12 protein-coding genes are annotated in these 12,737 nt (G+C 71.9%); 8 read left to right on the top strand and 4 right to left on the bottom strand.

The annotated features are described in order from the left end of the window. Nucleotides 1-122 precede the first annotated feature (122 nt). Nucleotides 123-974, top strand: a complete 852-nt coding sequence (locus tag AB0D49_RS01720) for a sulfurtransferase (RefSeq protein WP_362748977.1) — start codon at nt 123-125, stop codon at nt 972-974. Between the two features lie 150 nt (nt 975-1,124). Here the strand turns inward: AB0D49_RS01720 and sepH are convergent, their stop codons facing one another. Beyond that, complete coding sequence (gene sepH / locus AB0D49_RS01715) at nt 1,125-2,150, bottom strand: septation protein SepH (RefSeq protein WP_362748974.1); 1,026 nt, start codon at nt 2,148-2,150, stop codon at nt 1,125-1,127. A gap of 469 nt (nt 2,151-2,619) precedes the next feature. On the opposite strand from sepH, the gene AB0D49_RS01710 reads away from it, so the two are divergent. Then, complete coding sequence (locus AB0D49_RS01710) at nt 2,620-3,492, top strand: hypothetical protein (RefSeq protein ID WP_362748971.1); 873 nt, start codon at nt 2,620-2,622, stop codon at nt 3,490-3,492. On the opposite strand, the gene AB0D49_RS01705 is transcribed toward AB0D49_RS01710, so the two are convergent. After that, nucleotides 3,416-4,735 (bottom strand): D-arabinono-1,4-lactone oxidase, encoded by a 1,320-nt coding sequence (locus tag AB0D49_RS01705; RefSeq protein WP_362748969.1) that lies wholly within the window; start codon nt 4,733-4,735, stop codon nt 3,416-3,418. The two genes, AB0D49_RS01710 and AB0D49_RS01705, sit on opposite strands and share 77 nt — an antisense overlap. After that, nucleotides 4,695-5,933: an MFS transporter gene (locus tag AB0D49_RS01700; protein ID WP_362748966.1), complete on the bottom strand. Its 1,239-nt coding sequence runs from the start codon at nt 5,931-5,933 to the stop codon at nt 4,695-4,697. The genes AB0D49_RS01705 and AB0D49_RS01700 overlap by 41 nt, the downstream gene beginning before the upstream one ends. 361 nt (nt 5,934-6,294) lie before the next feature. Between AB0D49_RS01700 and AB0D49_RS01695 the strand changes: the two genes are divergently transcribed. Both AB0D49_RS01695 and AB0D49_RS01690 read left to right on the top strand, forming a co-directional pair. Then, on the top strand, nt 6,295-7,422 hold the full coding sequence (locus AB0D49_RS01695) for a ferrochelatase (RefSeq protein ID WP_362748963.1): 1,128 nt from the start codon (nt 6,295-6,297) through the stop codon (nt 7,420-7,422). Between the two features lie 8 nt (nt 7,423-7,430). Beyond that, a complete protein-coding gene (locus tag AB0D49_RS01690) occupies nt 7,431-8,246 on the top strand; it encodes an inositol monophosphatase family protein (RefSeq protein WP_362748960.1) in 816 nt (271 codons plus the stop codon). A gap of 287 nt (nt 8,247-8,533) precedes the next feature. Here the strand turns inward: AB0D49_RS01690 and AB0D49_RS01685 are convergent, their stop codons facing one another. Then, on the bottom strand, nt 8,534-8,707 hold the full coding sequence (locus tag AB0D49_RS01685; RefSeq protein ID WP_362748957.1) for a hypothetical protein: 174 nt from the start codon (nt 8,705-8,707) through the stop codon (nt 8,534-8,536). Between the two features lie 449 nt (nt 8,708-9,156). Here AB0D49_RS01685 and AB0D49_RS01680 point away from each other — a divergent pair, with 449 nt between their 5' ends. The 4 genes from AB0D49_RS01680 (at nt 9,157) to AB0D49_RS01665 (ending at nt 12,724) form a co-directional block, all read left to right on the top strand. After that, on the top strand, nt 9,157-9,810 hold the full coding sequence (locus tag AB0D49_RS01680) for a response regulator transcription factor (RefSeq protein WP_069778299.1): 654 nt from the start codon (nt 9,157-9,159) through the stop codon (nt 9,808-9,810). A gap of 6 nt (nt 9,811-9,816) precedes the next feature. After that, nucleotides 9,817-11,049, top strand: a complete 1,233-nt coding sequence (locus AB0D49_RS01675; RefSeq protein WP_362748954.1) for a HAMP domain-containing sensor histidine kinase — start codon at nt 9,817-9,819, stop codon at nt 11,047-11,049. Between the two features lie 408 nt (nt 11,050-11,457). Then, the gene (locus tag AB0D49_RS01670; protein WP_003993510.1) at nt 11,458-11,754 is read left to right on the top strand and encodes a DUF4193 domain-containing protein; all 297 of its coding nucleotides are present in this window, start codon (nt 11,458-11,460) and stop codon (nt 11,752-11,754) included. A gap of 13 nt (nt 11,755-11,767) precedes the next feature. Continuing rightward, nucleotides 11,768-12,724 (top strand): hypothetical protein, encoded by a 957-nt coding sequence (locus tag AB0D49_RS01665; RefSeq protein ID WP_362748951.1) that lies wholly within the window; start codon nt 11,768-11,770, stop codon nt 12,722-12,724. Nucleotides 12,725-12,737: the final 13 nt, after the last annotated feature.

Below are 12,737 nucleotides of genomic sequence, written 5' to 3'. Positions count from 1 at the left end.
GGGATGCCGCTAGGCGGGACACCATGTGCCCGATCCCGTACGCCCGGTGAGCGGGACCGCCCGGCCGAGGAGAGTAGTCGCGCACGCACGCTCCGGCCACCCCGTGCGCAAGGATGGTGGCCATGAACGCCATCATCTCCGCATCCGAACTCGCGGGCGACCTGGCGGGCGCCGAGCCGCCGGTGGTCCTGGACGTCCGCTGGCAGCTCAGCGTCGCCAAGGCGGCCGGTGAGCCGGCCTTCGACGGTCGTGCCGCCCACGCCGCGGGCCACATCCCCGGTGCCGTCTATGTGGACCTGGACGAGGAACTCGCCTCAGCACCGGGGGAGCGCGGCCGGCATCCGCTGCCGGACCCGGCGGTGTTCGGCGCCGCCATGCGCCGCGCCGGCGTGTCGCCGGACAGGCCCGTGGTGGTCTACGACGGCGGTCAGGGCTGGGCTGCGGCTCGCGCGTGGTGGCTGTTGAGCTGGACGGGGCATCCGCGTGTGCGGGTCCTCGACGGAGGGCTCCCCGCGTGGGAGGGGCCCCTCTCGACGGACATCCCCGCGCCCACCGAGGGCGATTTCCAGCCGGTCCCGGGCGCTTCCGGTCTGCTCGACGCCGACGCTGCGGCGGCGCTGGCCCGCTCCGGCGTGCTGTTCGACGCCCGCGCGGGGGAGCGGTACCGGGGCGACGTGGAGCCGATCGACCGGGTCGGCGGTCACATCCCGGGCGCGGTGTCCGCGCCGACCTCCGAGAACGTCGCCGAGGACGGCCGCTTCCTGCCCGCCGGGAAGCTGGCGGAGCGCTTCCGCGCCCTGGGCGCGGACGGTGGCGCCGAGGTCGGTGTGTACTGCGGCTCGGGTGTCTCGGGCGCCCATGAGGTCCTCGCCCTCGCGGTCGCGGGCATCCCGGCCGCGCTCTATGTCGGCTCCTGGTCGGAGTGGTCCTCGGACCCGGACCGCCCGGTGGCGGTGGGCCCGGACCCGCAGTAGCACCGCTCCTTGGTACGGCCCCGGGAGCACGGACCCATGACAGAGAGCCCCCGTCCGACGACTGTCGGACGGGGGCTCTCACACTCGGGACGGACCCCGGGGAACGGCTTCCACGCCGGACGGGGTCACCCACGCACCCGCGCGAAGCGGCTAGTCCTGCTTCTTGCGCCGCGTGCCGAACACGATCTCGTCCCAGCTCGGGACGGCCGCGCGGCGGCCCGGCCGGACGCCGTCGGCCTCCGCCTGGCGGTCGGTGGCGCCGATCAGCCGGTCGCGGTGGCTGCCCACCGAACGCGGCATGAGGACATCGGCGTAGGCGGACCCGGCCGACGCCGCGGGCGCCGGGGGCTCGTCGGGCTCCGGCTGGACCGTGGGCTCCTCCACGGGCTCCGCCGGGCGCTCGGGAACCACCAGATCGCCCCGGAAGCTGGGTACGGCCTCCAGGAGGCTGGTGAGCGAGTCCCGTTCGGCGACCGGCTCGTCCAGGGGCTCGGGCACCGGGGGCAGGCTCGGGCGCTCACGGTCGGGCCGGTCCAGGGGCCGGTCGCGCGGCAGCCGTGCGATACGGGGGACGAACGGGAAGCTGGGCTCGGGCGTGCCGAGGTCGTCGGACTCGCCGATCAGCGCGCGCGCCTCGTCGTCCACGGCCTGCACCAGGCGGCGCGGCGGGTCGTAGGTCCAGCTCGCCGCGTGGGGCTCGCCCGCCACCCGGTAGACCAGCAGCACCTCCCAGGTGCCGTCGTCGCGGCGCCAGGAGTCCCACTGGGCGGTGTCCTTCTCGGCGCCGCGCAGCACCAGTCGCTCCTGCACGGCCTCGCCGAGCGGCGGCCCGGAGTTCTCACCGGGACGGCGTACGGGGGTCTTACGGGCCCGCTCCGCCATGAACGCCCGCTCGGCCAGCACGGGACCCTCGAACCGACGTACACGGTCCACGGGGATGCCGGCCATCTGCGCGACCTCTTCCGCGGTCGCGCCGGCCCGTATACGGGCCTGGATGTCACGGGGGCGGAGGTGGCTCTCGACCTCGATCTCGATCTGACCGAGACGGGGGCGGTCGCCGCGCACGGCGGCACGCAGCCGCTCGTCGATCGGAAGGGTGTACTCCGTCGCGTCGGCAGCCTTGAGCACCAGCCGTGTGCCGTCATTGGAGACGGCCACGACACGCAGTTCGGGCATGGGGACCTCCCGGGTGGTGCCTGCCGACGTCACCTGCGTCGCTGCTTCCGCTAGTCGAGTGTGGCCTGCCCGGGTGCAGCCTGCCACAACCTTGCCGCGTTGCCCGGCGTGTCGGGCGCGGGCCCTAGGTCGCCGTTATGGCACGGTTACCTATTCACAACGCTAAGTGACCAACGCTGTCACCCTGTGCGACAAGCCCCCTCCCGGCGGTTCTTCCCGGTCCCGGACACCCCGAAGGGAGGCCGGGCCCAGGGCTCGCAACAGTACTCCATTTGGACCATGTGCGTGGCTGGGCACGCCGCCCAACTTCCCGCAAGGGGTACCGCGTCGCCGCCCGGGGCGGTTCTGGTGATCATGAACGTGGCGAACTTCACGGAAACTCCGGAACCGGAACTATCGGTTTTGCCGGATCGTCCCCCACTCGTACAACTGACCGACCAGGTGCGGGAAAGGCAGGCAAGATCCCGGAATGCGTGAAAGGCCCGAAGCCGTGCAGGAGCCGGACAACGGGGAGGAGGTGAAGAAGAGGCGTCTCGACCTGAGCCTGCCCCAGGTGGCGGGCAGCGCCATCGCCGCCGTGCTCGCCGCCAAACTCGCCTCGTCCTTCGGGGTCTACGGCACCATCCTGGGCGCCGGTCTGGTGAGCGTCGTGGCCACCTGCGGAGGCTCGGTCTTCCAGCACTTCTTCACCCGCACCGGCGAACAGTTCCGGGACGCGGGGACGACCGCGGGCCCCGCTCCGGCGGCCTCCGGCGTCGTCCCGCGGGTCCAGGAAGGCGCCCCGCCCGCGCCCCAGGGACCGCCCGAGCCCGGCACGTTCACCGAAGGAACCGTCTACCGCGCGCGGACCCGCACCGCGCGGAGGCGGAGCTGGAAGCGCCCGCTCATCGCGGCGGTCCTGGTCTTCGGCGTCACCATGGGCGGGATCACCGCCTACGAACTGAGTTCCGGTGCGGCCTTCAGCGGCGGAGGCGGCACCACCGTGGGCGACGCCTTCACTGGCGGAAGCAAGTCCTCCGGAAACCCGCACGACTCCGTCCCCGGCGACCACCCCGGGACGACCACCCCGGGCCCCGGCACGGGCGACGACCCCGCGACCGACGGCGCCACCCCCGGCGAAGGCGGCGGCAGCAGTCCCGCGCCCACCCCGAGCGAACCCCAGGGCGAGCCCGGCGGCACTCCGGGCACCGGGCCGTCCGACGGCTCCTCAGGCACCCCGGGCGGCGGTACGGGCACCCCCGCGCCCGCCCCGCCCAGCACACCCGCTACGCCCCCAGCACCCTCCGCAGATAGCCGTTCTGGAACCGGCGCTCCGGGTCGAGACGGTCCCGCAGCGCCGTGAACTCGCCGAACCGCGGATAGACCCCGGCGAAGTACTCCGCGTCCCGCGTGTGGATCTTGCCCCAGTGGGGACGCCCCTCGTGCGCGGTGAAGATCCGCTCCGCGGCGGTGAAGTACGACTGGTACGGCGTCCCCCGGAACATGTGCACCGCGACATAGGCGCTCTCCCGGCCGGACGCCGTCGACAGGGTGATGTCGTCGGCCGGGGCGGTGCGTACCTCGACCGGGAAGCTCACCCGCAGCCCGGACCGGTCGACCAGCTGCTTCAGCTCACGCAGCACGCTCGCCACCGCCGCCCGCGGAACCGCGTACTCCATCTCCAGGAAGCGGACGCGGCGCGGTGATGTGTAGACCTTGTAGGGGATGTCCGTGTAGCTGCGCGCGGAGAGGGCCCTGCTGGAGACCTTGGCTATGCCCGGCACCGTGGCGGGCACCGCGCGGCCCACCCACTGGGCGGCCTGGAACACGCCGTTGGAGAGGAACTCGTCCTCGAACCAGCCCGCGAGCCGCCCCACCGGCTGCTCGGGACCGGCGCTGCGGTTGTTGCGCTTGGTGTTGGTGCTCGCGGTGTGCGGGAACCAGTAGAACTCGAAGTGCTCGTTCTCCGCCCACAACTGGTCGAACTCGCCGAGCACCCGGGCCAGCGGCATCGGCTCCTCACGCGCGGTGAGCAGGAAGATCGGCTCCACGGCGAAGGTGATCGCGGTGACGATGCCCAGCGCGCCCAGTCCGATGCGGGCGGCGGCGAAGACGTCCGCGTTCTCCGTCGCCGAGCAGGTGAGGACCGAGCCGTCGGCGGTGACCAGCTCCAGGGCGGTGATCTGGGCCGCTATGGAGGCGGACTCGCGGCCGGTGCCATGGGTGCCGGTACTGGTGGCGCCGGAGACCGTCTGCTCCATGATGTCGCCCATGTTGGTGAGCGACAGCCCCTCACGGGCCAGCGCCATGTTGAGTCTCTTGAGCGGAGTGCCCGCCTCCACCGTGACCGTCCCGGCGTCCCGGTCAATGTTGCGGATGCCGGTCAACAGTTGAGGGCGGATCAATACACCGTCGGTGGCGGCTATCGACGTGAAGGAATGGCCGCTCCCGGCCGCCTTCACCGTCAGTCCGTCCTCGGCCGCCGACCGCACCGCGGCCACCAGTTCCTCGACCGAGGCAGGCGCGACCTCCCGCGCGGGACGGGCGACGACATTCCCGCCCCAGTTACGCCACGTGCCGTTCTTCCCGCTCGTTGTGCTGCTCAACGGAGCCTCCCCGACCCGGAGCCGGCCGCTTGAGCCGGCGGTACCCGAGGAAACCGACCGCGACCGCGACGGCCCCGGCCACCGCCGGAACCACGTACCCGGTGCGCGCGCCCTCCGCGTCGATCACCCAGCCGCCCGCGGAGGAGCCGAGTGCGACCCCGACCGCCAGTCCCGTGCTGGTCCAGGTCATGCCCTCGGTCAGCTGCGCGCGTGGTACGTGCTGCTCGATGAGGGACATCGTCGTGATCATCGTCGGAGCGATGGACAGACCCGCGAGGAACAGCGCCACGGCCAGAAACGGCAAGTTTCCGACCAGTAGGAGGGGGATCATACTCACGGCCATCCCGCAGATGCCCAGCAGCCAGCGGGGTTCCGGTGCCCCCTTGAACCGCAACAGGCCGAACACGACGCCCGCCAGACAGGAACCCGCCGCGTAGACGGCCAGCACCAGGCTGGCCGCGCTCTTGTGGCCCTGCTCCTCGGCGAACGCCACGGTGACCACGTCGACCGCCCCGAAGATCGTGCCGGTCGCCACGAACGCCACGACCAGCACCTGGAGGCCGGGGGAGCGCAGGGCCGAGCGGCCGGTGTGCTGCTCGCGCGGGTGCGGGACCGGCTCGGTGGACTTCTGGGCGGTCAGCCAGAACACGCCGACCGCGAGGAAGCAGGCGGCGAGCAGGGGTCCGGCCTCCGGGAACCAGGCCGTGGACAGCCCGATCGAGATGATCGGCCCGAAGATGAAGCACATCTCGTCGATCACCGACTCAAGCGAGTACGCGGTGTGCAGTTGCGGCGTCCCCCGGTACAGGACCGCCCAGCGGGCCCGGACCATGGCGCCGACGCTCGGCACGCAGCCGATGCCCACACAGGCCACGAACAGCGTCCAGTCCGGCCAGGTGAAGTGCGCCGCGAGCAGCAGCAGCGCCGCCGCGGTCAGCGCCACCAGCGTCGCCGGGCGCAGCACCCGGCGCTGCCCGTGCCGGTCCACCAGCCGGGAGACCTGCGGCCCCGCGACCGCCGCCGACAGCGCGATGGTCGCCGACAGGGCGCCCGCGAGCCCGTAGCGCCCGGTGAGCTGCGACACCATGGTCACCACACCGATGCCCATCATCGACAGCGGCATCCGGCCGAGGAAACCGGCCAGGGCGAACGACCTGGTGCCGGGAACGGCGAACAGGGCGCGGTAGGGGCTGGGCACGTGCGTCTCCGACGGGTTCGGTACGGGCTGCGGGCCCGACAGGGCCGGGAAGGGCCGCATCCAGCGCGGGACGGCTCCGCCGCGGCTGAGGTGGCGCCTCCCGGCTGGTCAGGCACAAAGATGGCCGATACAGCTTACGAGTGAGCGACCCTAATGCACCCGCGCGTGCGCCCGCGCACCGCGTCCCGTCCGTATCCCGCCCGAGTCCCGGTCGCGTTCCGTCCGCGTTCCGTCTGCATCCCGCCCACTCCCCGCCCGCATCCCCCGCCCGCATCCCCCGCCCGCTTCCCGCCCGCATCCCGTCCACGACCGCGCCCGGTCGGTGCCCCGGCTGTCAGTGGCGGGTGGCAGGATCGAAGGCATGCCAGACGCGCTCGACGCCACCCCCTACGACGCCCTGCTCCTGCTCTCCTTCGGCGGCCCCGAAGGACCGGACGACGTGGTTCCGTTCCTGGAGAACGTGACCCGTGGGCGCGGCATCCCCACAGAACGCCTCAAGGAAGTCGGCCGGCACTACTTCCTGTTCGGCGGAGTCAGCCCCATCAACCAGCAGAACCGCGCCCTGCTCGACGCCCTCCGCAAGGACTTCGCCGAGCACGGCCTCGACCTCCCGGTCTACTGGGGCAACCGCAACTGGGCGCCGTACCTCACCGACACCCTGCGGGAGATGGCCCGCGACGGCCGCCGCCGCGTCCTGGTCCTCGCCACCAGCGCCTACACCTCGTACTCGGGCTGCCGCCAGTACCGCGAGAACCTCGCCGACGCCCTGGACACCCTCCGCGCCGAGGGCCTCGACCTGCCCGCGGTCGACAAGCTCCGCCAGTACTTCAACCACCCCGGCTTCGTCGAGCCCATGGTCGACGGCGTCCTCGCCGCCCTGGCCGACCTCCCCGCCGATGTCCGCGACGGCGCCCGCCTCGCCTTCTCCACCCACTCCATCCCCGACACCGCGGCCGACACCTCCGGCCCCGTCGAGGGACACGGCGACGGCGGCGCCTATGTCGCCCAGCACCTGGACGTGGCCCGGCTGATCGCCGCCGCCGTCCGCGAGCGCACCGGCGTCGACCGCCCCTGGAAGCTCGTCTACCAGTCCCGCTCCGGTGCGCCGCACGTCCCCTGGCTGGAGCCCGACATCTGCGACCACCTGGAGCAGGTGCGGGAGGAGGGCGCCCCGGCCGTCGTCGTCGCCCCCATCGGCTTCGTCTCCGACCATATGGAGGTCCTCTACGACCTCGACACCGAGGCCAAGGACAAGGCGGCCGAACTGGGCCTGCCCTACCGCCGCTCCGCCACCGTCGGAGACGACCCCCGCTTCGCCGCCGCCATCCGCGACCTGGTCCTCGAACGCGCCCGCACCGCACGCGGCGCCCAGGTCACCCCCTGCGCCCTGGGCACGCTCGGCGCGAGCCACGACATCTGCCCCGTCGGCTGCTGCCCCGCCCGCACCCCGCGCCCCGCAGCCGCGGGCGCCGACAGCCCCTACGCGTGAGGACCCCCGTGACGGACCCCCTGCACACCGAGCTGCTCACCCTGGCCCAGCGGGCGGCCGCCCGCGCGGGCGCCCTGCTGCGCGACGGCCGCCCCGCCGACCTCGCCGTCGCCGCCACCAAGTCCAGCCCGATCGACGTCGTCACCGAGATGGACATCGCCGCCGAGAAACTGATCACCGGCCTGATCTCCGAGGCCCGCCCCGACGACGGTTTCCTCGGCGAGGAGGGCACCTCCACCACCGGCACCAGCGGCGTCCGCTGGATCATCGATCCCCTCGACGGCACGGTGAACTACCTCTACGGCCTGCCCACCTGGTCCGTCTCCATCGCCGCCGAACAGGACGGCGAGACGGTCGCCGGTGTCGTCGCCGTCCCCCTGCGCGGCGAGACCTTCCACGCCGTACGCGGCGCCGGAGCCTGGGCCACGGGCGCGTGGGACGGCGAGCGCCGCCTCGCCTGCCGGCCGGCTCCGCCGCTCGACCAGTCCCTCGTCTCCACGGGCTTCAACTACGTCGCCGAGGTCCGCGCCCACCAGGCGGAGGTCGCCGCCCGACTCATCCCGCTGCTGCGCGACATCCGGCGGGGCGGCTCGGCGGCCGTCGACCTCTGCGACCTGGCCTGCGGCCGACTCGACGGCTACTACGAGCGGGGGCTCAACGCGTGGGACGTCGCCGCGGGCGACCTGATCGCCCGGGAGGCGGGCGCCCTGACCGGTGGACGCCCCGGAGAGCGCCCGTCACGCGATCTGACGGTGGCGGGCACACCGGGGGTGTTCGAGCGGCTCCAGGGGCTGCTGGAGGACTTCGGGGCGTGGCACGACTGACGCCCGGAAGGGCCCCAGCCCACGGTGCGGGCCCACCAACCCCGACCGTCCCGACGCTCCGGCCGTGAGGGAGCCGCAGGGGTGCGCCGGTGTCGGGAGGGTGAGCGCGCGGAGGCGCGCAGCGCTGAGCACGCTCACCCTCCCGACACCGGCACGGAGCGCCCCGGAGGCGACCGAACCAAAGATCGGCACGGCACGGCAACGCCCTGAGAACAGCACCGGAAACACCCCGCACGACAAAGCCCCCGGCGCTGGATCGCCGGGGGCACTTGTCGCTTGGGTACGGGTCAGAGGCTGGGCGCGCCGACCTCCACGCCGTGCTCGGCGGCGAGGCGGCGCAGATCGTCGAGTTCGCCCTGCTCGACCTCGACGAGGAAGTCGTCGCCCTCGTTGCGCGCCCGGGTCAGGTCGGACTCGGTAGCCCTTATGCGCTGCAAAAGCCCTGCGGTGAATGCGTCCATGCTGCGCCCCCTCGTCCTGGGTCGTGGGTCGGTGGCACGGGGGTGTGCCGTTCGGAAGGGGCGATCACGCCGATGTAGGTGCCCGACGCAGCCGCGCCGGGCGGCGACGGTGCCGGACACCCACGCCCACTCTGCGGAAAGCGGATCGCGGAGCACCGACGGATGCGACGGTGCGTGCAGAGCGTGATCGCGGGGTGTAAAGCCGTCCTCCCCCCGCTCTCTTCCGTGGAAACCTCAACCCGAACAGAAAATCCGGCATTCCCGTGGCGTGGCGGGAATCTCACCACCATGGGGACCGGCCGGAAAACAGGGGCCGGAGGGACGGCCGGGGCACCGGCTTACCGCCGACTTATGACCGAAAAGGGCAGGATGGAGGTCAACACTCCCCAGCGACCCCTGTCCGGGTGCGCCCTCGCGCCGTCCGGTCAGACACAGGAAGGACTAGCGACGTGCGCGTACTCGTCGTCGAGGACGAGCAGCTGCTCGCCGATGCGGTGGCCACCGGACTGCGCCGGGAGGCCATGGCCGTCGACGTCGTGTACGACGGTGCGGCTGCCCTGGAGCGCATCGGCGTCAACGACTACGACGTGGTGGTCCTCGACCGCGACCTCCCCCTGGTGCACGGCGACGACGTCTGCCGCAAGATCGTCGAGCTGGGCATGCCCACCCGGGTACTGATGCTGACGGCGTCCGGCGACGTCAGCGACCGGGTCGAGGGCCTGGAGATCGGCGCCGACGACTACCTCCCCAAGCCCTTCGCCTTCAGTGAGCTGATCGCGCGCGTGCGCGCGTTGGGCCGGCGGACCAGTGTGCCGCTGCCCCCGGTCCTGGAGCGGGCCGGCATCAAGCTGGACCCGAACCGCCGGGAGGTGTTCCGCGACGGCCGGGAGATCCAGCTGGCGCCGAAGGAGTTCGCGGTGCTGGAGGTGCTGATGCGCAGCGAGGGCGCGGTGGTCTCCGCGGAGCAGCTCCTGGAGAAGGCGTGGGACGAGAACACGGACCCGTTCACCAACGTGGTCCGGGTGACCGTGATGACCCTGCGCCGCAAGCTGGGTGAGCCGCCGGTGATCGTGACCGTGCCCGGCTCCGGCTACCGGATCTGATCCAGCGTGGCCGCCACACCCGCGCCTCCTCAGGCGCCCCCGAAGCCTTCCTGGGACCCCCGCCGCCCCGGGCCGCCCGTGCCCTGGCTGCGCCCCACCATCCGCATACGGCTCACACTGCTGTACGGCGGGATGTTCCTGATCGCCGGCATCCTGCTGCTGTCGATCATCTACCTGCTGGCCGCGCAGGCCCTCAACGTGGGCAGTGAGCTGCCCTTCAGGATCGTCGAGGGCAAGGTCTCCAGCAGCATCTGCAACTTCCCGGAGTCGGGCTCGGCGACGGTGTTCAACGACGCCATGAACGACTGCGTCGGCCAGCAGCGCCAGCACGCCCTGGACAACCTGCTCAGCCGCTCCCTGCTGGCCCTGCTGGGCCTCGCGGTGATCGCCTTCGCCTTCGGCTACGCGATGGCCGGGCGGGTCCTCTCGCCGCTCGGCCGGATCACCCGGACCGCCCGCGCGGTCGCCGGTTCGGACCTGTCCCGGCGGATCGAGCTGGACGGCCCGGACGACGAGCTGAAGGAACTGGCGGACACCTTCGACGACATGCTGGAGCGCCTCCAGCGCGCCTTCACCGCCCAGCAGCGCTTCGTCGGCAACGCCTCCCACGAACTGCGGACGCCGCTGGCGATCAACCGCACGCTGCTGGAGGTGCACCTGTCCGATCCGCAGGCCCCGGTGGAGCTCCAGCAGCTCGGCAAGACCCTGCTGGCCACCAATGAGCGCAGCGAGCAGCTCGTGGAGGGCCTGCTGCTGCTCGCCCGCAGCGACAACCAGATCGTCGAGCGCAAGCCCGTGGACATCGCGGAGGTGGCCTCCCAGGCCGTCGACCAGGTGCACGCCGAGGCGGACGCCAAGGGCGTCCAGATCCGCGGCACACGCGAGGCGGCGGTGGTCCAGGGCAACGGTGTGCTGCTGGAGCGGATCGCCCTGAACCTCGTACAGAACGCCGTCCGGTACAACGTTCCGGAGGGTGGCTGGGTGGAGGTCACCACCGGGATACAGCACGGGCACGCGGTGCTGGTGGTGGCGAACACCGGGCCGGTGGTGCCGGCCTACGAGATCGACAATCTCTTCGAACCGTTCCGCCGGCTGCGCACCGAGCGCACGGGGAGCGACAAGGGAGTAGGGCTCGGTCTGTCGATCGCCCGGTCCGTGGCGCGGGCGCACGGCGGGCACATCGCCGCGCAGCCGCGTGAAGGGGGTGGGCTGGTGATGAGAGTGACCCTGCCCGTCTGAGATCATGGCGGGCGTTTGAGTGAGGACACACCCGAGGTTGTTCGCTTTGCGCTGAATTTTTCGGACGCGAGCGGAGTAGACCAGTGTGTGATCGATCACAGGGGCGAATTTCCGGCCATATACTCTCCGTGATTGTTTCGGCCAAGGCCAGGCCGGGAAAGTCCTGGTTTTCCAGGGGCTTGATCACGGGAAGTACACGGTGAGACGCCTTTGGAGTGCATGATGCGGACCGTGTACGGTCCCGTTCGCCATCCCAGCCGATCACTCTTGAGGAGTCCGGTTGGGTGTCGATTGAGTAACAGACCTTGATGTGAGGCAAAATCTCCGCCTCAGGTCGGGCACAAGTCCGGCCTCTCACGCGTTACGTGCGCTGGAGACACCGCAGACACCCGGAGGGGGAGAGCGAACATGGCAACCGATTACGACACCCCACGCAAGACCGACGACGACGTCGACTCGGACAGCCTCGAAGAGCTGAAGGCCCGGCGGAACGACAAGTCCGCCTCGGCCGTCGACGTGGACGAGTTCGAAGCCGCAGAGGGCCTGGAGCTGCCCGGAGCAGACCTCTCGAACGAGGAGCTGGCCGTCCGGGTGCTGCCCAAGCAGCAGGACGAGTTCACGTGCATGAGCTGCTTCCTGGTCCATCACCGCAGCCAGCTGGCCCGCGAGAAGAACGGCCAGCCGATCTGCCGCGACTGCGACTGAGGAGGGGTCGGGCATGACTGGCTCGACCTCTCCCTGGAAGCGCCGCTTTCCGGGACGGAAGGCGGACTCGGGGCCGTTCGAGGACGGTCCGTACGGCGTGCGTGACGACGAGCGGGGCTCCCCCGTGGCGGAGGCTGATGTGGAAGCCGCCTCCGCGGGGACGGCCTCGCTCGAACCGGCGGCCGGGGCCGACCTCCCGGCACCGCTGGAGAGTCCCGCGCCCGCCGCCCGTCGCCGGGCGGCGGTCATCCGGGACCGGGCCAGGGACCTGGCCAAGGAAGGCGCCCGCAAGGGCGGCGACCGGGCCAGGGCGTCCCTGGCCTATCTCGCGGACCGGCTGATCGATCTGGCGCCGCGCATCCCCGTACGGGACCTGGCGACCCTGCGCCGGCAGTTCCCGGGGCTCGGGCCGGAGCAGATCGCCGACAAGCTGGTGACCGGTGCGGCCAACGCCTCGGCGACCGTCGGTGCCGGAGTCGGCGCGGCGGCGATGATGCCCGTACCGCCCGCGATGCCCACGGAACTGGCGGCCGAGGTGACCGGGGTCGCCGCGATCGAGCTGAAGCTGATCGCCGAGCTGCACGAGGTGTACGGGCTCAGGCCGCCCGGCACGCTCAAGGACCGCAGTACCGCCTATCTGCGCTCCTGGTCCGGTGAGCGCGGTATCGACGTGATGAAACCCGCGTCGGTCAACGCCGCTCTCGGTGGCCAGATGAAGCGCGAGCTGCGCCAGCAGATCATGAAGCGCATGGTGCGCAATATGCCGAACCTGATGCCGTTCATGGTCGGCGCCGCCGTCGGCGCGGTCATGAACCGCCGTGACACCAAGAAGCTCGCGCACCGCATCCGCACCGATCTACGGGCGATGCAGGTCCCCTGGGACCAGCTCACCGAGCTGCCCAAGCTGGAGCAGCCGGCCGAGCCGCTGCCGCCGCCGCTGCGTGACGCCCTGGAGGGGCCGGGTCACTGACCCGACCCGCCCC

The organism is Streptomyces sp. NPDC048290 (assembly GCF_040652095.1).
Classification (GTDB): Bacteria; Actinomycetota; Actinomycetes; order Streptomycetales; family Streptomycetaceae; genus Streptomyces.
This window is presented reverse-complemented; position numbering and strand designations above follow the sequence as displayed.